This is a genomic window from Legionella bozemanae (assembly GCF_900450575.1).
In the GTDB taxonomy this organism is placed as follows: domain Bacteria; phylum Pseudomonadota; class Gammaproteobacteria; order Legionellales; family Legionellaceae; genus Legionella; species Legionella bozemanae.
In genome coordinates, this window is sequence record NZ_UGGY01000004.1 from 12,303 (window position 1) to 33,108 (window position 20,806).

Here is a 20,806-nt window from a genome sequence, read left to right on the forward strand (position 1 = left end):
CGGAGATTTAAATGGTTAAAAAAGGATTTTTTTTATTACTCGGATGTCTTGCCAATACAGTACTTTTTGCCGCAACGGTATCGGTATTTGTCAGTTTTTCCATGCCGGGTAGGCTATTGGAGGAGACTCTCAAAGAAAGCAGCCGTTTACACATCCCCGCCTATTTAAATGGACTGCATCACAATTCAATGAAGGATACCGCACTGAAGGTTATGGAGTTGAGCCAGCGAATCCCCGACTTAAATTTGGCCATTGACCCCACCTTATTTGAACGGTTTGGCATTCAGCAAGTACCCGCTTTGGTCGTGGCAGAGGAGAAGAAGTTTGATGTGATTTACGGCCATTTAACGCTCCAAGAAGGATTATCGTGGATTGCAGGACATGGGGAAACCCACTTTACCCTGCATGATGCTCGGAGGATAAGCAGTGAGTAAATTCATTCTCATTTTGTTTTCATCTCTATTCATTACCGCGGGATTCGCTCAAACTCCAGCCGATGCAATAAAAGCACGTGAGCAAGCGTTGCAGGCTTTAAATGGATTTAATCCTGCCAACGTATTGAAGGGGTATACGCAAAATCCAAAAGAGACAGGTCTTCTCCCACAAGAAGGATCGGATACTTTGTCCTCTTCAGGCTTAAACGCACTGGCCAACAATCCGGATGCTTTAGAGGTGTATCAACATGCAGGAACCCGCACGAAGGGACGCTACAATCCGAATAGCCCTGAGATGCGTTACGCAGAACAATTGCTTGAACATCCAGAAGATGCGGTAAATGGCGTCTGCTATAAAGAACCAGGATTCTGTGAATCAACGCATGAGACCAAAACTTGCGAAGAAACCGTGGGCTACAAAAATATCGCCTGTGGGGAAACACTTAAGGTGACTTTAAGGCCACTCACACAAAATTTTACTCGCGAAGTCACGTTTCCTCGTGGAAGTGCAACCTTTAATTTAACCCAATGTGGCAAACATAATAAAGGATGCAGCCAAGCAAATCTTGCCGAAATAAAGCCTTCTTGTGAAGCATTAAACCTTGTAGTGATGTATCACAATAAAGTGCTGCAACTCATAAAAAATCCTACCTGCAAAGACCCCACAGTGACGGTATCTTTAGGAAAAATAATTAAGGCAGCGGTACCTCTTAAGATGACGTTAACACAACAGGTAAGTGAAGAGTCTTGGGTTACTCAAGCCTGTGAAAAAAAACCTTCGGATTCCTGTATTTTAACGAACACCAATTCATGTTTAGAACCTAATGCCACAAAAATTATTGACGGCATTGCCATTACCAGGCCTTGCTGGGGTCATGCTTCGAACTATCAATGCTCTTATTTAGAAAACAGTTATTGCATGTCTTTACTGCAAGGCGGATGTTCGCAAGTGGGTTCGCAGTGTCTTAATGCATCCAATGGATTGTGTACCCGTTTCTTACAAACATTTTCCTGTATGAATCAGGTGTGTTTTCCAGAAAAAACCATTTGTCCTGACAAAATACCCTGCAGCGATGGATCGTGTGACGTGTCATTTGAGGAAGAAAGTGATGATGCGGCGGAGGGATTATCACGCCTAGGGGCTTTGGCTGGTGTGGCATCCGATGTTGCAACCAAGCAAGTTCGCAGTGGTGTGCCTGCCATTTTTACCGGAACCAATTCAACCTGTCGCAAAGTGGTTGCCAATACACGTAATTGTTGTCATGGCAGCCACCAAATGACTCATTGCAGTGAGGATGAGAAGCGGCTTGCCAAAGCAAAGGAAGAGGAAAGGGCATATAAAGTCGGAACTTTTTGTGCTTTAAAAAAGCTAGGGCTTTGTTTGGAAGAAAAGGAGTCGTGGTGTGTTTTCCCCACAAAATTGGCTTCTATTCTGCAAATTCAAGGACGTTTTTATCAGTTAGGCATTCACTTTGGTTGGGCAAAAGATGAAGACAACAAAGCCAATTGCCGTGGTATTACCCCAGAAGAACTGGAACGTATTAATTTCTCTGCTCTTGATTTATCCCCCATTACCCAAGAGCTCATGAATCGTAAAGTACTGCCAGATGATGGGCAAGTCTCTGCAGTCAATCAGTCCCATATCGAGCGCTTAAAACAGATGGGGCGTGCACATGATTAAATGGGGCGTTTTTCTTTTGATAGTATTCCTTAATCCTCTGACCGTGTTCGCCGAGAAACCGGTCGGTTTTCTTTGGTACAGCATCGAAAAGGAACAGAAAAAGACAAAACGACCAAGCCCCCGAGGCACTTCCTTTAACCAACTTAGTTTTACTGAACGCGATGCGGTACTTCGTTTTTATACTATGGAAGCTTTGCATAAGGCACGGTACACCAAAAAGGTCGAGGACATGCGCGTATTTTTAAGCCTACAAGATTATTGGCTTAAAGAATCCTCACGATTTAAATCGTTGTTTCAACAAACGATGTTGGCACATCCTGAATATGATTACGCGGTGACTCATCCAACCTCCAATCTTGGTGCAAAAATCACCGATGAGGTGCGCGAATCCCAAACCGTAGAAATTATAAACCGATTGTCCAAAACGCATGGTTTGTTGTTTTTCTATCGTGGGAAAAGTCCTTATGACTTGAAACAAATCCCTATTATTGTTGATTTTTGTCGGCGATTTAATTTGCCCTTAATGCCGGTTAGTATCGATGGGGTAGTCTCTCCTGAGCTCATGAATTCTCGAATGGATCAAGGGCAAGCTAACCGACTTGGTGTTCGTTATTTTCCAGCATTACTTTTGGCTAATCCTCAAAGTCAACATGTTTCCCCTATAGCTTATGGTCTAATCACTCAGGATGTCTTGATGGAGCGCATCAAGCAAGTAGCCACCCAATTTAAAGGAGGGGAATGATGAGTACACGCATATTTTTAGGATTAGCTTTAGCCTTTATTGTTTTGGGTGCTCATGCCGAAGGGCCTCAATGGCTAACCAACATGATTGCTGAGCATGAACAGTCTTCTGAACAGGAAGTTGCGAAGGGTAGTAATAAAAAGGATCAGGGATTTTTTAGAACTCATGGATTAATTTTGTTTTATGGCAGCCAATGCCCACATTGCAAGCGGTTTGCACCGATATTACAACACTGGGCAACTCGCAACAAAGCAGAAGTGTTCCCTTTGTCGTTGGATAATCAACCGTTACCTGAATTTCCCAAATTTTTACCGGCGACTACCGAATGGATTAATTCTGCCTTTGGTGGTAATGCGATTAATTACCCAGCCATTTTTGTAGTAAGCCCCGAAACAAAAACATTGTATCCAGTTGGTTTTGGTTCAATGACGGAAACTGAACTGAATGACCGCATGGATGTACTCATTACAAAAATCAAAGCATATGAAAACAAGGGGAGGTTGTAATGAAAAAAGTCTTTCTTACTCTTTGTTTATTCGGTTTTTTCTCCACAGTTGAGGCTAATGTCAGTACCGATCTGGATAATTTTTTTAATGGGATGGGCTATGCGTCTAATGTGACCTCGCCTGCGGCCTTTGAATCCCAAGCCGCGGGATTTTTTGGTGGCGGTTCACTCTATGCCCGCAATCAGGTGCGTCAGTACCAGTTGGTGCAGCTGGATTTACCCAGTTATCGTGCCGGATGTGGGGGCATTGATTTATTCACAGGCAGTATGAGTTTTCTAAGCGAACAAAAGCTTGTTGATTTGGGAAAATCAGTGATGACCAATGCCGGTGTCTATGCAGTGGATGTGATGCTTGCTTCTACGGTTCCTGAACTCAAACAGGTAAGGGATTATTTACAGCAACTGGAACAAATGGCAAATCAGGCCAGTATCAATTCCTGTCAGCTTTCGCAAAACATGGTTGGCGGCATTTGGCCAAAAACGGCAGAAAGCCAGCAAAAAATCTGTAAAGACCAGGCTGCCATGGGGAAAGAAGGATTATTCAGTGATTACGTCAAAGCACGTATGGCTTGCTCTGGTAATGGTTTTGATAATGTGATGAATAAAGCGTCCCAAGATGAGACGCGTAAAAAGCAGGTGGTTTTAAATAAAAATCTCGTATGGTCCCTGTTGCAATCCAAATCATTCTTAAATAGTGATCGAGAACTGGCTGAGATGGTGATGAGTTTAACGGGAACGTTGATTATCGACAAAGAAGGAAAAGTAACTAATGTGCCATCCTTGGCTTCCAATGCTGATTTAATTAATGCACTAGTTGGTACTGGAAATGGTGTTCGTACTGCGAAAATTTGGCGTTGCAAGGATGTGACAGCGGGCAATCAATGCATGCAGGTCAGCCTGCAAGATATCACCATTGCCGAAAACTCAACGCTCACCTCTAAGGTGCGTGAGATTATTCGTACGATTAATACGAAACTAGCTAAGGATGAGAAGCCCACTTCAAGGGAGATCAATTTTTTAAGTATGACTTCTCTACCGGTTATGAAATTTTTAAGCGTATTAAACAGTACCCAATATTCAAGTGCAGCGGTGGATATTGAAGAGTATGCAACCTTGATAGCCCATGATTTATTAACCCATTATCTAACGGAATTGCTTGCTGAGGTAAGTAATGCGACAGCCGGTTCTGAACTCAATTCTGACTTGGTTAACGACATTCAAAAGCGAATTCATACAGCAACCTCTAAGGTGACAGCGCTTGATCCTAAAGTAGGTCGCAAATTAAAAGAAAAACTATCCCTTATAGAGCATATGGCTCGCATTGAAAAGCAAGTCGCTTCAACCATGAACAGCACAGTCAGTTAGAGGAGATAACCACGTGATCACAATCAATGTTCTTGCAGCTGGCGAATTATTTCAACTGGTGTTAAATGCGATTGCGGCTTTTATGAAGCAAGATGGCTTTGCTGGCCTTTTGCGTATCACTACATTGATTGGCATTGTTATGACAGCCGTAGGTTATGTAAAAACCCGTGATCCGATGGCGTTTGCCCGTTGGTTTTTAGGTTATGTATTCATGATTAATTTGGTTATTTTGCCTAAAACAACTGTAGAAATTTATGACATTTCCACACAAAAATCGAAGATTGTTGCTAATATCCCTGTGGTCTTTGCATTGAGCACAAGCCTTATAACGACTGTTGGATTTGGATTGGCACAAAGTTTTGATGCGTTGTTTGCAACGCTTCCTTTAGGCAATGGACCAATACCAGAGGATCTACTCTACACTCAAACTGGCTCTTTATTTGGAGCACGCCTAATACAGGCTTCAACCAGCTTTAGAATTATAAATCCAGAGCTTAAAGAGGAAATGAATCAATATTTTCGCTCCTGTGTGGTCGGTGATATTCGCTTAAATCGCAAATACAGTGTAGGCGATCTGGCCAATTCAACCAACCTTTGGGATTTAATATCAACTCATCCATCGCCGCTGAGGATGACGATGGTTAATGGTAAGTTGGTACCCTGTCTTGAAGCTGCTAAAACAGATGGTCAATACAGTCTTCGTAAAAAATTGGATGCCGAAATAAAAAGGGCGTATTCGTTTTTCGGCATTAATTTGTTCGGAAAACCAAAACAAACAACCTATGAGAAACTGTTTGAAACTCATTTGAAATCCGCATTTTCTTACTATCAGGGACTAACGGATACTTCAAGCAATATATTTTTGCAAAGCATGATGATGAATGCCATAAAAGATGGTGTGTCAAATTATCAAGCTTTTACTGATGCCACAGCAGGAGTTGTAAACCAACAATTTACCAAATCACAGGTTCAACATCGCTGGTCTTGGGAAATCGGAGGAATCAAAGCGTTATGGTTCTTGCCTTTATTACATACCTGGTTAACGGTGTTGTTGTTTGGTGTATTTCCTCTAGTGATTCTATTAGCCACAATACCGGCTCTGGGAAAAATTATTCTTTTTTACAAACAATTCTTCTTATCCTTGCAGTTATGGCCAGTGTTGTTTGCCATCTTAAATGCAGGAATGACCCTTTATGGGAGTAGCTCTTCTGGTGAATACGGTCAGTTCACCATGGTTAATTTGGATAAAATTGATGAGCTTCACAATGATATATCCAGTGCTGCCGGTTATATTATGATTTTTATCCCATTTTTGGCTTATGGCTTTGTTTCCAATGTGGGATCGGCATTCAACAATCTTGCAACAAGTATGACAGGACATGTACAAGGTTCTACAATGGCTGTGGCAGGGGAGGCGGCAGCAGCATCTTTTGGGCTTGGTCAAACCAGTTTTTATAACACCACGGCCAATAATTTCTCGGCAAACAAACACGATTCCAATTGGACGCATATGTACGGGATGCACACGGAGCAATTGGAAAGTGGCGTCTTAAAAACATTGACCGGCAGGGGGGATGCTATTTTTGATGTTAGTCCTGGTATGACTAAAAGTCATATTCATATTGCCGATGCCAAGGCATTAACAGGCTCATTGAATCAGGCGTATGAGCAATCAAATCAAGCAGCTGCTAATGAAAGTAAAGCGTATCAATCCGCCTTAAGTAATTTTGCCCATCGGGCACTAGCACTGTCTCAATTATCAGGACACGATATGCGTCTTGGCAATGGAATCAGTTCTTCCGATTCAGCTCACTATTCCAGTGCGCTCTCTCAAATGTCACGGATTGCCGAGGATGTTGCCCATCGTAACGGCATAAGCAAAGAAGATGCCTTTGCGGCGATGACCAGTGGCGGGCATGGGATTTCAGGTGGGGTTGATCTTCAAAAAAGTATTGCCGGAAAAATCTTTGGTATTAAAGGCGGATGGGATGCTCATATTAAATACGAACGAGCATCAACTAATGCGTATCGTGCGCATGAGGGTTATGACAAGGTGGTTTCTGCCCAAGAAGCGGAGGATTTTAATAAAGCAAGCCAATATGTGGCCCAATTTGCTAGAACCCATCATTTTGATGATAGTCATTCCGAGGCAGCATCGCTATCTAATCAAATGGGAGTTGATATCAGAGAGGCTGAAAATAGAAGCCATAACTATGATGTATCGCATACTCGCGCTATGCGAATTGCAGAGGCCAAACACTATGTAGAATCAAAATCGGAGCAAATTACAGCCGATCTCAATCAAGCGTTTCCATCTTTTGTTGTATCGAAGGTGGGTAGTTCTCATCGCGATGAATTGTTTGCACGTCCTGGAGATATGAGTTCAATACAAGAGTTAGAGGGATTGGCTGGTGCCTTTGTTCATGCCAAGCGCGAACAATTAATCGCAGAATACAGCCCGAAAGAATCCTCTTCTTCAATGGATGCCTTCTATCAGAGTGAAAGCCAATCTTTAAACCAGAAGAGCAATAATATTGGCAAAAATTATCAAAAAAATCATGATACGTTAACCGATAGCGCCAAAACACTAGATGTTGGGATTGCTAATGACAAGAAAAATCATCTGGTGAATCAGGTGGATACACAAGTAAAAAAGATTCATAACGACCATAAAACCAATGTAACGCCAAGCAATCCCGAGCATATTTTAAAAACCAAAGCTGATCGAGTGAACGAATACAAAGAAAAAGAACCGGATTGGAAGTATGATGCCGCAACAGGGGTTATCCCAGGGCATGCCGTGGATAAAGGGAAAAAGACTCTAAGCGAGCTATTTGAAGGAGAAAAAGGACATGATAACTGATTTAAAAAAAGCACTGGCAATGGATTTAGAGACGCTAAAACATCTGGATTTAGGCATTATTTCCGCAGGAGCGTATTATAAGCGCTTGTTTGCAATATGGTTCCATTTATTTGTGTTGCTTCTGGCGATTCAATCTGCGGCCTGTTTTTTTGCTGTTCGAATCAATGCCTGGGATTATGCACCCCATACTGAACGATGGGAAAAATCCAATATGGAACGTGCTAATAGGGAAGAGTCCACGCTACATAGTCCATCCAGTCTTTATGATTTGGGAGAGCAGTTTCCTGATGCCAGTCAGGAAGAGCTTAAAATGATCCAAAAGGAAAAGGAGCGCAAATGGCAAGAAGGTTTTCTTAAACGCAAGAAAGAACGTCAGCTCAAATATGAAGAGGCACGCCTTGATGAGCATGCCTTGCTAAGAGCAAAAATGGTGTTTGGCGTGTTTTTTTCATCATTGCTGATATCGCTGTTTGGTCTGGGATTTATTAAAAACTACATCATTTTCAAACTCCAAATCAGTCCAAAGCTTCGAACAGGCGCATACCTTATTCAAAAAACGCAATGGGCTCTTACAGGATTCTTTTTTATCTTTGGAATGTTCGCTTTTCTTTTTATTCCGCTCTTTGAACAGGATGTCGTATTTTTCTCAAGTATTCCCTGCTTGATCCTAGCAGCCATTGCAACCAGTATCGTTATTAATATGGAGGCAAGCCGAATCGGAGTGAGAGTTCTCTCAAAAGCTATTTCTAATTTCTTTCATAAAGAAAAAGAGAGTGTTTGATGAACAACGAGCCTAATTTCAAACACTATACTCGTGGCGGGCAAATCAGTTTCCATAATCTTCGCATGTGGGATCAAATCACCAAAACATTGAGCATGATTTGTCTTATTTTTTGGATTGTTTTCACATTGGTTTTTGTCTGGTTTTTTATTTCTTTAGAAAAAATAACGCATGCAGTCATTTTTTATTACGCCCAATTTTTAGAGATTGTAGGCCAAAAGCACACTTTTGAACTGTCATTTCATGGTAAAACGTACAAGCAAACAGTTGATTCCATTCTGAACTATGCTTACTACCAGGATAATGCAAACCATGTGATTCATAGTCTTGGCAAGTCTGCTTTATGGGCATTCTGCCTGTCTTTTATTCTTGGATTATGTTTGGCCTATTATTTTATCAAACGGGGAAAAGCACAGAGCGATAGCCAATTTGTGCGTGGAAGCCAATTCAAACATTCAAATGTAGTAAAAAAGAAAATCCTGCGCGATAAAGCTCATTCTGATATTACGATTGATACATTTCCCCTCATCAAAAACAGTGAGGTTCAGCATGTACTGGTACATGGAACTGTAGGCACCGGAAAAAGCCAGCTCATTATGAAAATAATGGATTGTCTTCGTAAAAGAGGCGATCGGGTGATCGTCTACGATAAAGGTTGTTCATTTATTGCTCATTATTACCAAGACGAGTCAGATGTGATTTTAAATCCATTTGACAAACGTTGTGCCAATTGGGATATGTGGTTAGAGGCACCTCGTGACTCGGATTTTGAAAATATGGCCGAAAGCTCAATTCCCATGCACGGAGAATCTGATCCCTTTTGGGTTAATGCCTCACGAACTGTTTTTTCATGCTTAGGATCCGTGATGCGACATCATTCTGATCGCTCAGTTGAAAAACTATTAAAATTGATTTTAACCGATGAATTTTCTGATTTGGAAGAGTATTTACAAGGAACTCCCGCAGCAACCCTTGTCAGTAGTAAAATTGAGAAAACTGCAATTTCTATTCGCGCAACACTTACAACCTATTTGAAATCCTTTTCTGCATTAGCTGAACTGAATCAGGAGGGGAAACCCCCTTTCTCTATTCGGGACTACATTCTTGATGAGCAACAAAAAGGCTGGCTTTTTATTTCATCCAATGGTGAAACGCATAAGTCACTCAAACCTTTAATTTCTATGTGGTTAGCGCAAGCCTCGCTAGCTCTTTTAAGTCTTACTCCTGATAGAAACAGGCGTATCTGGTTTATCTGTGATGAATTGCCAAGCCTTCATAAATTACCTCTGCTTGGTGAAACCATTGCCGAGGTACGCAAGTTTGGCGGTTGCTTTCTTCTTGGAATGCAAAGCTTTTCACAGCTTACCAAAGTCTATGGTCAGGCAGGAGGCAGAGAAATTTTTGATTTATTAAATACCCGCTTTTTCTTTCGTAGTCCGAGTAGCGATATGGCGCGTCTTGTGGCCTCGGAACTTGGTGAAGAAGAAATCGAAGAATCACGGGAAAATTATTCCTATGGCGCCAACAGTATTAGAGATGGGATTTCATTAGGCGCACAACGAGTTACACGCCCAATAGTTTCCTATCCGCAAATTATGGAGCTTAAAGATTTGCACTGCTTTGTCCGTTTGCCAGGACACTATCCCATTACCCAGTTAACACTTGATTTAGGCTTTCGGACAATAAAAACTAATGGTTTTATTGAGCGCAATATGCCCACAACCTTTAATTTCTCTCAATTAACATCAATTGATGAGGATTGGGAATCGGGTACCGATGGTCATGTGGGGAGCAAGCAACCAAACAAGAACAAAATAAATGCAGAACATCAATGCATCGAGGAACTTAATCTTGAGCCTTTGTAGATTTTGCATCCCAGCAAGTTTCCGCTGACACAATTGATTCATTACCAGTTTCGCTTGGATACGCGGAAAAATCAGAATCCTTATTCAGCTTTTGGATGGGAATATCTTTTCTTGCTCGGCTTTAGTTAATTTGTTCCATGAGCGCATTAAAGCTTCTCCTGCGGCTAACTTCACTTTAATCTCTTTGGATGGCGCTGTTAAATAATGGAGAGTAAAACCGCTTACAACACCTCCTAATAATGCCGCAGATAGGAATAAGGCCGTACTCCATCGTTTTGAGCTTTTTTTTCGTGCTCGGTGCTCCGTTAGTTCTTTACTCAACTGACACAACGAATTAATACTGTGATTAATGGATTCATAAGCAAGATGAGTCACTTCTTGGGCTATTGTTTGAGCGCTCTCGCGGATATTTTGTTTTAACTCGGTTTTAATACGCTCAATCACACTTTGTTTGCATGCTTTTTCAAAAGATTCGAATTGAATCAGGTGCTGTTCAAATTGCTTCACAGAATGTGCCATTTGGCCAGAAGCCAATGTAATGACTTCACGTTCTTCATTCATTTGTCCATATAACCCTTTTAACAAAAGAGCTACCGATTTAAGGGTTTGCACTGCATCAAAAAATTCCCTATCAGCACCTTTTAGATGTTCATTAGTCGACTGATTGATTAATGCTACCTCGTCCTCTTCCCTATCCAACATGGTTCACCCTTTATATGTCTAATTCTTTATCAATGGCTCTTGTTCGTTGCACGTGTTGTTCATTCATTTTTATGAAGTGCTCAGCTTGCTTTGCAAACTCAGGATAATCCTTTTTAAATGCATTCATTAACTGAGAATCACCCGGTAATTGCCCCATCAAACGGACTAATTCATCCTTTTGCTCAGAAGAGAGTCGATTTTGTGCCAAAGCCTTACTGTAAGGCTCAAAAGAACGCGCTAAGGATTTAGCTTGACGCTCAGCAATGGATAATAAGCTATCGGCAATGTGCAGGACTTGGTTGGGGTTTTCTTTCAAGCACAGCTGCTCAAACGCATCAAGCTTTTGTTGCTCTTTTTGCAAGTCTCTGCCCATCACCTGATTCAGCAAGGATTCAAGAGAACGTTCTGATGTTTTAAAGTGTTCTTTTGATGAAATAGAAAGGGTAGGGGACTTATCCAGAATAAGCCCGCGCTGGCGTGCAAATTCTCCCTGCATTTGGGTGTAATCTAAGGTGATGTCTTTCGCGCGATTTCTACTAAGTGCTTGAATGAGTGCTTTATCATAGGCAAAAATTTCTCTGCTTACAAAGACATCACAGCTGTTGCGATGGCGCGTCATCGCCACGTAGGTTGAATGGGCATCATAATGCGCTGTAGGTAAGACATACGCTCGGTCAACGGTCACTCCTTGTGCTTTATACACAGTAGCCGCATAGCCATGTTCCATGTGTTTGTAGTAATTGGTGTTTACCTGAACGATTTGCGGCTTTGTTTTTAAGTCATCACCGTCAAGAGCGACGGTGATGATACCTGATTTGGCATTGATGCCTTGAATGGTACCTAAGGTGCCATTAATCACTGAAAGACTGTCTTCTCGTTTTAAGAAGTACACGCGGTCATTCACTGCAAAGGCGCGCTCCCCACGCTCCATATTGAAAACAACATCCTCACCAAGTTGTCCGTCTTTTCGTTTCATCACACGCGCCATTTCATTGAGTTCTTTCACATCCTTGCGGGTGTAGGCAAGAATGATTTGAGAATCTGAGGGGCTTGCAATGCGCACATCGTTCCATTGCTCAATCAGAGCGTGTTTGGCATCATGCGTACTTATGAATCGATGAACATGGTCATGGGCATCATAAGCTAGAAGGGCTTTATCTACTGCGCCTTGGGCTAAATCCAAGGAAGCATCCACTTGCCAAGGGGTTGTTTGTCTTCGGATTTGATTGAGTTCAACGTACTGGTAATTTTCTGCAATCGCTCGAAACGATGCGCCGGCTTCAATGGCCTGCAGTTGCTGCCAGTCGCCCACCAATACCAGTTTTGCACCTGCTTGTGCTACTTCACGTGTCAAACGCTCCATGGTACGCGAGCCAAGCATTCCCGCTTCATCCACCACTAAAATATCGCGTGACGTGAAATGAAACATGCCCTTATCCAGGCGATAGAAGAGGCTAGCAATGGTACGTGATTCAATACCTGAGCTGTCCCTTAAATTAAGTGCTGCAATACCGGATAGAGCAGCTCCATGTACTCGATATCCTGATTGCTCCCAGATTTCTCGCGCAGCGCCCAAGAGATAACTTTTTCCTGTTCCGGCGTAGCCTAAAAGGGATTTTAAATCACCTGATTGTGTTAAATAACAAAGCGCTGACTCTTGCTCTTCTGAGAGCGTACGACTCGATTGCGCAAGCAAAACCGTCTTTTCGCATACCTCATGACCTAAACGATGATGAAGCATATCGGATTGGTGCATCATTGAGGATTCTATGTGCAACATATTCTGCGTTGAAAATCGTTGTTTTCCGTCTTTATCCAGCCCTAAATAAACCAACTCAGATGATAATTTAACCCGCTCAAACACCAAATTAAATTGCGCTGCATTTTCCGTATGCCGGTTAATGAAACGAGCCAAATCTTGATGGGTAAATGTCGATTGGCATCGAGTAATTGCATCCAAAGCGATTTCAGGCTGCTCAAAAATTAATTGCCCATTTTCACGGGCAATGCGTTGGTGGTCGGCAAGCCGCGCCATGCGCTCTTGGGCGTCCTTGGGTCCAATTTTATATTGGGGTTCTAAGGCAATGCCTTGTTCTTTATAGCTGCGATGGTCTACCTTTTGGTCAATTCCATGCAAGGCCAAATGACGATTTTCACAATTTGCCCATTCTTCACGCCAATGTTCTAATAAGGCATTATCGTTCCAACTTCTTTCTTTAAGACCAAATCCTTCTTCTTGAGCTTGCCTTAAACTTAAAAGGACATGGGCATGCGGTTGATAGAGCCCATCATCATCTTTGGGATTATGCAGACATACATCGGCAACCATGCCACGTGCTACAAATTCATTTCTGACAAACTCACGCACCAATTCGATGTTTTGTTCTATGCTCAATTCACGAGGAAGGGCGAGCTGTACTTCACGGGCAAGTTGGGCATCTTTACGTTTTTCAGAACGCTCCACTGCATTCCATAAATCGGAACGGTTGCTCATCCATTCTGGCGCGTTGGGAGGTAAGAAAATCTCTTTATGAACCACTTCGCTTTTATCGGTGAAATCATGAATTACGCCGGTGCGTTCATCAACAAGTTCTTCGCCAGAACGATAGGCTGAGGCCGCAATAATACTGCGCCCTTGAGAACGTGAAATGATTTGCGCGCTGAAACGATAGATGGCCATGTCCCTATACCATTTTGGTGATTTTAATTCTTGTTTTGCTCCCTTGATGAATTTCAGAATACCAAAGCGCACGTTGCAACGCAACGTATAAGCGCGCACTTCTGTCGCCAGTGCGGCATTCGGGTCGCTTCGCTCCAATGTTAATTTTTATTATTTATTATCCTCTTGATATTTATATGAAACATCGTAAAATCTGAGTACTAGGACGACTATGAACCGATAATAAAATGAGCGAAAAACAATCGCGGCTGGATGCCTTAAAGAAAAAACAAGAACAACTCAGAGCGCAAATTCAAAAACTGGAATCACTTGAAAAAGCCCGGGAGCGAAAGCGTGATACACGTCGTAAAATTCTCATTGGTTCCTATTTCATTGATAAAGCCAATCAAGAAGGGGTTTCACCGCATATCCAGCCCAAACTGGCAATGAGATAGCTAAGCGACTTTAAGTGCCAATATTTTGTCCATATCAAACACCATACCCTGCTCTTCAATATCCTGGGTAAAATCATATTCCCCATGCAAATTGACATAATGCCAGATTAAAGTCGATCCATTGCGAATAATGGTTAGTAGTGCTTTCCTGCTTGCTTCATCCTCTAACAGAGCCAATTTTTGCGAAAGGTATAGCTCATTCCATAATACAATTGCATTCTGGATTAAGCGCTGGCAACCAACAACCATTTCTTGTTCCTCCTTGCTGCTGTATTGAATTTCCTGGTTGTTACCAAACAGAATGGCTTTTGAGAATTTATTCGATAACTCAATACGATTTAACTGTTTTTCAACAGCCTGTCGTAATTCTACATCATCAATATATCGAAGAATAAACAGACTTTTAATAATCCGTCCAAATTCCTTTATGGCGCAGTACAATGGATGTTGTTTTGAATATGAACTGAGACGCTTGAACAGTTGTGATGCCGTTGTGGCTTTAAGTTTAATCGTAACCATCAAACGCAAAATATCATCCCAATGGGTTTTAATTAAATCAGTGTCAATATAGCGATGCGGGAGTATTTTATATCCTTTGGTTTCATAGGTGCTTCTGGAGTTAAAGCTGTATAGGGTGGCTTTCTTCAGACCTTTAATTCTGGGTGCAAAATAAATCCCAAGCATGTTCAATATCCCAAAAATTGCTTCAGAATAACCATGTGTATCAGTGGAATGGATTGTGCTCTTGATCGAAAGATTATGTAATAATCCATCAGCAACATAGGCTGCTTCTCGTTCAGAACTACTGATGGACGTAGTATAAAACAGGCGGTTTAGCTCATCAATAAAGCTGTAAAGTGAAGATCCTGAGCCGCTTCCAAAGTATTTGAATGATTTATTGGCGTTCAATGACTCAACAACTACGCTGACTTTTCGTCCATCGCTGGATGTATGTAATTCACCAGGATTTTTTTGATAGATGCTGGCTAATGATAGCTTGCCGAGCAGCTCAAGAATGCATTGATTTGCTGCGTTAATATTATTAAGACTCATGTGCCAGTTTACAAAGTTTTCCAGGGCATCTTCCGTAATCCCTTTGGAGACATTGGCCATCTTGCTGATGCCTATATTGCATCCCATTCCTAAAATCGATGCATAAAATATGGATGTTTTGGGCAAGATCTTCTTGTCTTTAACGCTGTGATGGCGAAAGCAATCAAGGTAACCAGTTAACCGCTGAATATCACTCAACATTTTTAGTACCGATGTATATTTCTGATCAGCAAACAGAGAAGATACTGACTGCGTATTTATTTTTTCGACTTTGGGTGTTGCCAGCACCATTCGTCCCTTTGAATCAAATTTGATGTGAGGATTTTTGTCTGCCTTGATACGGCGATTAGTTTTATGGTATGCCCCGTGGAGCTTTTTATGAAGGGTTTCCATTAATTGATCAATGTCTGCAAAATCGAGTAACCCTGCTTCTTCCAGTAACCTGTTCCTGTTAGCCTGCCAATGTTCTTTGGGGTGTAAATAGTTTTCCAGTGACAGATAGCGATAGGCTGGCTTCAGACTGATAACACCCGCTTTTAAAGCATCAGCCGTATAAAAATACAGCAACACCTTATAAAGGGAGATCCTGAATTTACCTTCACTGGAATAAAGTGCAGCCTGTTCATTTTCAGATAAAAAGCTGACTGGCGCCTCTTTCCCCACATTACCTGTTTTGGCCTGATAGTGTTTGATGGCCACTAAAATGGCAGGAATATCCTGATTTTCCGGGATATCAAATGCAATATTGCGCAAGATATCAGCCACCCTGTTCTGTAATTTAAGGGACAAATCCTCCAATATCTGGTAATAGTTCTGTGCATTCATTTCATCAAGTGCCTGTTTTGTATATTCATCCAGTTTTGGTTCCGGTGGATAGATTTCCAGGTGCTGGTGATAGTCCTCCAGCAATTGCCTGATTTGCTGAACTTTCTCCGAATCGCTTAAAACAGGTGATGTTGCCAGCTTTTCAATTTTTTTCAGTTGAGCCTTATAGGATATTCTTGCATCTGATAATAATTGCAGGGTTTCCTTTTGCTGGTCTTTCTGTTTAAAGATCTGTTCCTTTTCATTTTTTGTAGCGGCGTTTTCTGTTGCCTTCACACAGTTGAGTAAAATATCTGCAAAATTATCCTGTCTTAACTGATATTGATGAACCAGAAAACAAATGATATGGAGATAGCGTTTATCAGGCTGAAGCTGATTAATCTGAAACAGACTGGCCTTGCGAACCCAGGTTGCATAATGCTTGACGGTGTCATTGTGCAGATTTAGTTTATCGAGCAAGGGACTAACACTGTTATAAATACTTTGGATTAGTTGAAAATCCTCGATACTTTTCTTAATCTCCTTTGGCTTTCTTGAGTGACTGATGGTTTTAAGTCTGGCAATGGTTGAAGAATCAGCATCATCTATTTTTAGAAGAGCATCCATACTGATTTTGTGACCATCGGATAATTGATCCTCAATCAAATGAATCAGATGTTTATCATAATCACTGATTATCTCTGTGATGTTCAGGGCAAATCGATTATAGCGGGGGATCTCAATACGCCTGGCTTTCAGCAGATCGAATACATCCTGTAAAATCTGTTTTGGTGGGTAGCGACGGGCAACGCGATCATGAATACTCTCCCTGAATAATGTTTTCGCCTCTTCATCAAAGGGTTTTATCGCCAGATATTCACGAATTATCTGTTTGTGGTAATTAAACGTCCGCTGATTATATTTTTTTAGTTGCACTTCATTGTTGTCAAAGCCGTATAGCTGGCATATGGCCTTGAGATCAGATTCATAAAACTGTCTTGGTTGGTAGAATCGCGCTCCTACCAGGCAATACCCAAACAATAAAATAAATCCAGCTTTATTGGTGACGCTATCCACGCTTTTCAGCCAGACGGCTAACTCTGGTGGTAAACAAAAATATTTATTTTGTTCATCAGGGGAAAAATTTGGCGGACTATTAAAAATAATTTGTTCTGCAGGGGTCATTATTTCAAGCTTTGCCATTAAGGTACATCCGGGACATCAAATTTAATTCTTTTAACGCTCGTTTTATTAGGCGATAAATTATATCATTAAGGTGCATTATAAACGATTAACAATATGATGGTGTTATATGTGCAAAATACCTTAATACAAAACCCAGTGAAAATTAGGTGGCATTAGCATGATTTATGGATATGTTCGGGTGAGTACTCAGGATCAAAGTGTTGAAAGTCAGAAAAACAGCATTAGTCGTTTCTGCATTGAGCAAAAACTCATGGTTGACGAATGGATTGAATTAGAGATGTCCTCCCGTAAGTCTACTAAGTTACGTCGTATCGATGAGTTGTTAGATAAATTATCACCTGATGATGTGGTTATTGCCTCTGAATTATCAAGGCTTGGTCGATCAATAAAAGAAACGTTGAATACTATAGAAATAATTATTCATGATAAAATGTCCAGGTTGATACTTATCAAACAAAATCTGGATTTAAATCCTAATGCCAAGAATAATGTGGCAAATAAAGTGCTCATCACGATCTTTTCAATGTTGGCTGAATTGGAGCGAGATTTTATTTCAGAACGAACCAAGGAAGGGTTACGCGCACGAGTTGCTAAAGGTATTAAGCTTGGTAAACCGAAAGGGATAATACAAGCCTCAATGTACGATAAAGACAAAGATAAAATTTTACATCTATATCAACTGGGTGTTCCTATTCAAAAGATTATTGCAACACACTTAGGCTATGGCAAGTATTTATCACTAAAAGCTTTTATCAATAAATGCAGGGATTTTTCATGAATCAAAATTTAATCGACTCAATATGTTTTGAGAAAGCTAATCTTCAACACGAAAAAATTATATTTGACTGGCTTAGCTTACCCCATATACAAGATTTTTGGGATAACAGCAAAGAACATAAAGATGACATACTCAACTTTATCTATGGACGTAAGCAACACTATTTTTACGGTACCACTAAATATTGGGTAGGGTTTGTTAATAATGAGCCATTTGCTTTTCTGCTAAGCGACGAAATATTAGAGTCACAAAATGATGTAACTGATCTTCATAAATATTATTTATCAAAAGATGGGCATACCGTCTCTCTTGATTTTGGCATAGGGAATAGGGATTTTTTAGGAAGAGGATTGGCTGCACCAACCTTGAAGAAATTTACTGCATTCTACCACAATCAGATCGATAATCTGGCTGATACTTTTTTCATTGATCCTGATGAAAACAATCCTAGAGCTAAGCATGTTTATGAGCAAGCTGGATTCGAACCAGTAGGTGAATACTCGATGCAAGGCGGTTTTTTTACAGGCCATAAAACTCATTTAATGGTAATGAAATTACCAAAGAGAACTTAATATGGAAAAGAACATTACTGGTATCAATTACACTCAATTCTTGGATGATCTTAAGACGAAAGTTGCTGCAAGTCAGTACAGAGCGGCTCTGAGTGTAAATAAAGAACTTATTCTGCTTTACCATCATATTGGAACAGAAATTATCAATTCTCAGAAGCAACATGGGTGGGGGGCTAAAATTATTACGCAGCTAAGTCGTGATTTACGTAGTGAATTTCCAGAAATGAAAGGGTTTAGTCCGCAAAACCTAAAGTATATGCGACGTTTCGCTGAAGAATATAACCTAGATGAAATTGGTCAACAAGCTATTGACCAATTACCCTGGGGGCATAACATTACACTGATGTATGAAGTGCCAGATAAAAAGGAAAGAGAATTCTACATCCAAAAAGCAAAAGAATACAGCTGGTCTCGAAATGTATTATCAATGCAAATTGAATCCGATTTATATAAACGAGAAGGGAAAGCTATTACTAACTTTAACAAAAAATTATCATCTCCTCATTCTGATCTTGCACAAGCAACACTTCGAAACCCATATTTATTTGATTTTTTAAGTTTAGGGAAAGATGCTCATGAAAGAGAAGTAGAAAAAGGATTGGTTGCTCATATTGAACGATTTTTGCTTGAACTTGGAGAAGGCTTTGCTTTTCTGGGACGTCAATACCATCTTCAAATTGAAGATCAAGATTTTTATATCGACTTGTTGTTTTACCACATCAAGTTAAGGGCATTTGTTGTGATTGATTTAAAATCAGGTAAGTTTAAACCAGAATACGCCGGTAAAATGAATTTCTATTTATCAGCTGTAGATGATTTGTTACGCCAACCAGGGGACAACCCTTCTATAGGGTTAATTTTATGTCGTTCAAAAGTTGGGGTTGTTGCTGAGTATGCTCTTCGCGATATGACTAAACCAATTGGACTTGCAGAGTATAAACTTACTGAGTCATTGCCTAATGATATTAAGACTGCATTACCCACAATAGAGCAGATAGAAGAAGAGTTGTCGAAAGACTTTACAGAAAATGAATAAAATCTCAACCCCTCATATCATTGGTATTAGTGGAAACATGGGCGCTGGAAAAACAACACTTACCCTAGAATTAGCCAGTTATTTACATAGTCCTTTTATATCTTGGGATGATTTTGATGAGATCTCAAATGGACCTGAAGATTATATCGATTGGTACAAAAGGGGAGAAAATTACACTGAATGGGACTATCCAAAATTAGCTGAAGTTCTTAAAGTCCTTAAATCTGGGGAAGCAGTTATTCATCCAGTAAAGAATAGTGTTGTTAATCCCAAGCAATATATCATTTTTGATGCACCTTTAGGACGTTTTCACCAGCAGACTGGCATCTATATTGATACTTGGATTCATATTAATGTGCCATTAGATGTATCTTTGTGTCGCTGGGTACTTAGAAACTATAAAAATACTGATAAAACTAAAGAAGATCTTTTAGACGAGTTAGAATTTTACTTAAGTGAATCAAGACCTTTATTTGAAGATCGTGAGTTTAAGAGTAAAGCCGATTTCATTATAAATGGTATGGATTCAACAAAACACCAAGTTGAATTAATTAGAGAATATTTGGGAATTTAGAGAACAGATTAAAGTTCATTGCCAGTTTGGGCTGGATATGCGGTAAAACCCAAGAAGGGACGTTGTTTGATTTGTACCAACAAATGAAACACTACATTAAACGAAATGCCGATAGAGAATTATTTCATTTAGAACCAATTCAGGAAGAACAAAGTGTTCTCGAAACCGAACCGATGGAATAACAACACATTAAGGATGCATCATGAAATGGATTAAACTGGTGTTCAAACCCTTTATCTGGATTTCCAACAATCTTGATTCAAAAGATGAAGAATCATCTCATTTTAATCCATGCAGAAAAGATGACACCCGAATTAACCCGGCCACAGGTCTTCCTATGAGAGGCGCTTTTGATAGTTCGGGAAATACCTTAGGTTCTAGTTCATCAAGTTGGAATAATGATTACGGTCGAAGTCACTCATCCTATTCCAGCTTTAATTCTTTTAACAATCGTTTTTAAATGTTTTATGAAGTCATTGACGCTCTCAGACCATGATAAAGAATTGATTCGATTAATTGATGCTCAAGCCAAACAGCTGATGGAAAGAAATGCGCCTGATCATGTCATCGTAACCACATTAATGGATTTTATTCCAGATGTACGGTGCATGGTTAATGCAACATGCGAAAAGCAATTGGATTTGTATTGTAGAGAATATCCGCATTTCAATTATTTTCTTCAATTAATTAGCCAAGAAGTAATTTAAGATGGATTAACACAAATAGGTTTA

The 20,806-nt window shown here is 40.5% G+C and carries 18 protein-coding genes; 15 read left to right on the plus strand and 3 right to left on the minus strand.

Annotated features, from left to right (window positions below; translation table 11 throughout):
• The first annotated feature begins 11 nt into the window (after nucleotides 1–11).
• From trbC to traD, 8 genes are read left to right on the plus strand one after another with little or no spacing between them, the layout of a single operon-like run.
• Nucleotides 12–434 carry a type-F conjugative transfer system pilin assembly protein TrbC gene (gene trbC / locus DY223_RS17950; protein ID WP_012187522.1) on the plus strand — a complete coding sequence of 141 codons (423 nt, stop codon included), beginning with the start codon at nucleotides 12–14 and terminating at the stop codon, nucleotides 432–434.
• Nucleotides 427–2,115, plus strand: a complete 1,689-nt coding sequence (traN, locus tag DY223_RS17955; RefSeq protein WP_012187523.1) for a conjugal transfer protein TraN — start codon at nucleotides 427–429, stop codon at nucleotides 2,113–2,115. The genes trbC and traN overlap by 8 nt, the downstream gene beginning before the upstream one ends.
• Nucleotides 2,108–2,857 (plus strand): type-F conjugative transfer system pilin assembly protein TraF, encoded by a 750-nt coding sequence (gene traF, locus DY223_RS17960; RefSeq protein ID WP_012187524.1) that lies wholly within the window; start codon nucleotides 2,108–2,110, stop codon nucleotides 2,855–2,857. Before traN ends, traF begins: the two co-directional genes overlap by 8 nt.
• Nucleotides 2,854–3,363 carry a type-F conjugative transfer system pilin assembly thiol-disulfide isomerase TrbB gene (gene trbB, locus DY223_RS17965; RefSeq protein WP_012187525.1) on the plus strand — a complete coding sequence of 170 codons (510 nt, stop codon included), beginning with the start codon at nucleotides 2,854–2,856 and terminating at the stop codon, nucleotides 3,361–3,363. Before traF ends, trbB begins: the two co-directional genes overlap by 4 nt.
• Entirely contained in the window at nucleotides 3,363–4,727 is a 1,365-nt protein-coding gene (locus DY223_RS17970; protein WP_012187526.1) for a conjugal transfer protein TraH, read from the plus strand. Before trbB ends, DY223_RS17970 begins: the two co-directional genes overlap by 1 nt.
• Nucleotides 4,728–4,740: 13 nt before the next feature.
• Nucleotides 4,741–7,590 carry a conjugal transfer mating-pair stabilization protein TraG gene (gene traG / locus DY223_RS17975; protein WP_012187527.1) on the plus strand — a complete coding sequence of 950 codons (2,850 nt, stop codon included), beginning with the start codon at nucleotides 4,741–4,743 and terminating at the stop codon, nucleotides 7,588–7,590.
• A complete protein-coding gene (locus DY223_RS17980; RefSeq protein ID WP_058387442.1) occupies nucleotides 7,580–8,371 on the plus strand; it encodes a hypothetical protein in 792 nt (263 codons plus the stop codon). The genes traG and DY223_RS17980 overlap by 11 nt, the downstream gene beginning before the upstream one ends.
• Entirely contained in the window at nucleotides 8,371–10,236 is a 1,866-nt protein-coding gene (traD, locus tag DY223_RS17985) for a type IV conjugative transfer system coupling protein TraD (RefSeq protein WP_012187529.1), read from the plus strand. Before DY223_RS17980 ends, traD begins: the two co-directional genes overlap by 1 nt.
• Before the next feature lie 84 nt (nucleotides 10,237–10,320).
• Here traD and DY223_RS17990 read toward each other — a convergent pair whose 3' ends face one another.
• Nucleotides 10,321–10,938 (minus strand): hypothetical protein, encoded by a 618-nt coding sequence (locus DY223_RS17990; RefSeq protein ID WP_012187530.1) that lies wholly within the window; start codon nucleotides 10,936–10,938, stop codon nucleotides 10,321–10,323.
• 10 nt (nucleotides 10,939–10,948) lie between these two features.
• Complete coding sequence (gene traA, locus DY223_RS17995) at nucleotides 10,949–13,756, minus strand: Ti-type conjugative transfer relaxase TraA (protein WP_236942460.1); 2,808 nt, start codon at nucleotides 13,754–13,756, stop codon at nucleotides 10,949–10,951.
• An 89-nt stretch (nucleotides 13,757–13,845) separates the two neighbouring features.
• On the opposite strand from traA, the gene DY223_RS18000 reads away from it, so the two are divergent.
• Entirely contained in the window at nucleotides 13,846–14,052 is a 207-nt protein-coding gene (locus DY223_RS18000) for a hypothetical protein (protein WP_235810562.1), read from the plus strand.
• On the opposite strand, the gene DY223_RS18005 is transcribed toward DY223_RS18000, so the two are convergent.
• Nucleotides 14,053–17,112: a Tn3 family transposase gene (locus DY223_RS18005; protein ID WP_058461001.1), complete on the minus strand. Its 3,060-nt coding sequence runs from the start codon at nucleotides 17,110–17,112 to the stop codon at nucleotides 14,053–14,055.
• Nucleotides 17,113–17,272: 160 nt separating this feature from the next.
• Here DY223_RS18005 and DY223_RS18010 point away from each other — a divergent pair, with 160 nt between their 5' ends.
• The 6 genes from DY223_RS18010 to DY223_RS18035 all read left to right on the plus strand — a co-directional run bounded on the left by DY223_RS18010 (nucleotide 17,273) and on the right by DY223_RS18035 (nucleotide 20,782).
• Entirely contained in the window at nucleotides 17,273–17,893 is a 621-nt protein-coding gene (locus tag DY223_RS18010; RefSeq protein WP_058461002.1) for a recombinase family protein, read from the plus strand.
• A complete protein-coding gene (locus tag DY223_RS18015) occupies nucleotides 17,890–18,465 on the plus strand; it encodes a GNAT family N-acetyltransferase (protein ID WP_058461003.1) in 576 nt (191 codons plus the stop codon). The genes DY223_RS18010 and DY223_RS18015 overlap by 4 nt, the downstream gene beginning before the upstream one ends.
• Nucleotide 18,466: 1 nt before the next feature.
• Complete coding sequence (locus tag DY223_RS18020) at nucleotides 18,467–19,501, plus strand: PDDEXK nuclease domain-containing protein (RefSeq protein ID WP_058461004.1); 1,035 nt, start codon at nucleotides 18,467–18,469, stop codon at nucleotides 19,499–19,501.
• The gene (locus DY223_RS18025; protein ID WP_058461005.1) at nucleotides 19,494–20,075 is read left to right on the plus strand and encodes a nucleoside/nucleotide kinase family protein; all 582 of its coding nucleotides are present in this window, start codon (nucleotides 19,494–19,496) and stop codon (nucleotides 20,073–20,075) included. Before DY223_RS18020 ends, DY223_RS18025 begins: the two co-directional genes overlap by 8 nt.
• Before the next feature lie 202 nt (nucleotides 20,076–20,277).
• On the plus strand, nucleotides 20,278–20,535 hold the full coding sequence (locus tag DY223_RS19015) for a hypothetical protein (RefSeq protein ID WP_035749192.1): 258 nt from the start codon (nucleotides 20,278–20,280) through the stop codon (nucleotides 20,533–20,535).
• Nucleotides 20,536–20,542: 7 nt separating this feature from the next.
• Nucleotides 20,543–20,782, plus strand: coding sequence for a hypothetical protein (locus DY223_RS18035; protein ID WP_035749195.1), 240 nt, complete (start codon nucleotides 20,543–20,545; stop codon nucleotides 20,780–20,782).
• Nucleotides 20,783–20,806: the final 24 nt, after the last annotated feature.

What these genes read in the sequence shown, in the direction of transcription:
- trbC (WP_012187522.1), top strand. Translation starts at nt 12, where the DNA reads ATGGTTAAAAAAGGATTTTTTTTATTACTCGGATGTCTTGCCAATACA.
- traF (WP_012187524.1), top strand. Translation starts at nt 2,108, where the DNA reads ATGATTAAATGGGGCGTTTTTCTTTTGATAGTATTCCTTAATCCTCTG.
- trbB (WP_012187525.1), top strand. Translation starts at nt 2,854, where the DNA reads ATGATGAGTACACGCATATTTTTAGGATTAGCTTTAGCCTTTATTGTT.
- DY223_RS17970 (WP_012187526.1), top strand. Translation starts at nt 3,363, where the DNA reads ATGAAAAAAGTCTTTCTTACTCTTTGTTTATTCGGTTTTTTCTCCACA.
- DY223_RS17980 (WP_058387442.1), top strand. Translation starts at nt 7,580, where the DNA reads ATGATAACTGATTTAAAAAAAGCACTGGCAATGGATTTAGAGACGCTA.
- traD (WP_012187529.1), top strand. Translation starts at nt 8,371, where the DNA reads ATGAACAACGAGCCTAATTTCAAACACTATACTCGTGGCGGGCAAATC.
- DY223_RS17990 (WP_012187530.1), bottom strand. Translation starts at nt 10,938, where the DNA reads ATGTTGGATAGGGAAGAGGACGAGGTAGCATTAATCAATCAGTCGACT.
- DY223_RS18000 (WP_235810562.1), top strand. Translation starts at nt 13,846, where the DNA reads ATGAGCGAAAAACAATCGCGGCTGGATGCCTTAAAGAAAAAACAAGAA.
- DY223_RS18005 (WP_058461001.1), bottom strand. Translation starts at nt 17,112, where the DNA reads ATGGCAAAGCTTGAAATAATGACCCCTGCAGAACAAATTATTTTTAAT.
- DY223_RS18010 (WP_058461002.1), top strand. Translation starts at nt 17,273, where the DNA reads ATGATTTATGGATATGTTCGGGTGAGTACTCAGGATCAAAGTGTTGAA.
- DY223_RS18015 (WP_058461003.1), top strand. Translation starts at nt 17,890, where the DNA reads ATGAATCAAAATTTAATCGACTCAATATGTTTTGAGAAAGCTAATCTT.
- DY223_RS18020 (WP_058461004.1), top strand. Translation starts at nt 18,467, where the DNA reads ATGGAAAAGAACATTACTGGTATCAATTACACTCAATTCTTGGATGAT.
- DY223_RS18025 (WP_058461005.1), top strand. Translation starts at nt 19,494, where the DNA reads ATGAATAAAATCTCAACCCCTCATATCATTGGTATTAGTGGAAACATG.
- DY223_RS19015 (WP_035749192.1), top strand. Translation starts at nt 20,278, where the DNA reads ATGAAATGGATTAAACTGGTGTTCAAACCCTTTATCTGGATTTCCAAC.
- DY223_RS18035 (WP_035749195.1), top strand. Translation starts at nt 20,543, where the DNA reads ATGAAGTCATTGACGCTCTCAGACCATGATAAAGAATTGATTCGATTA.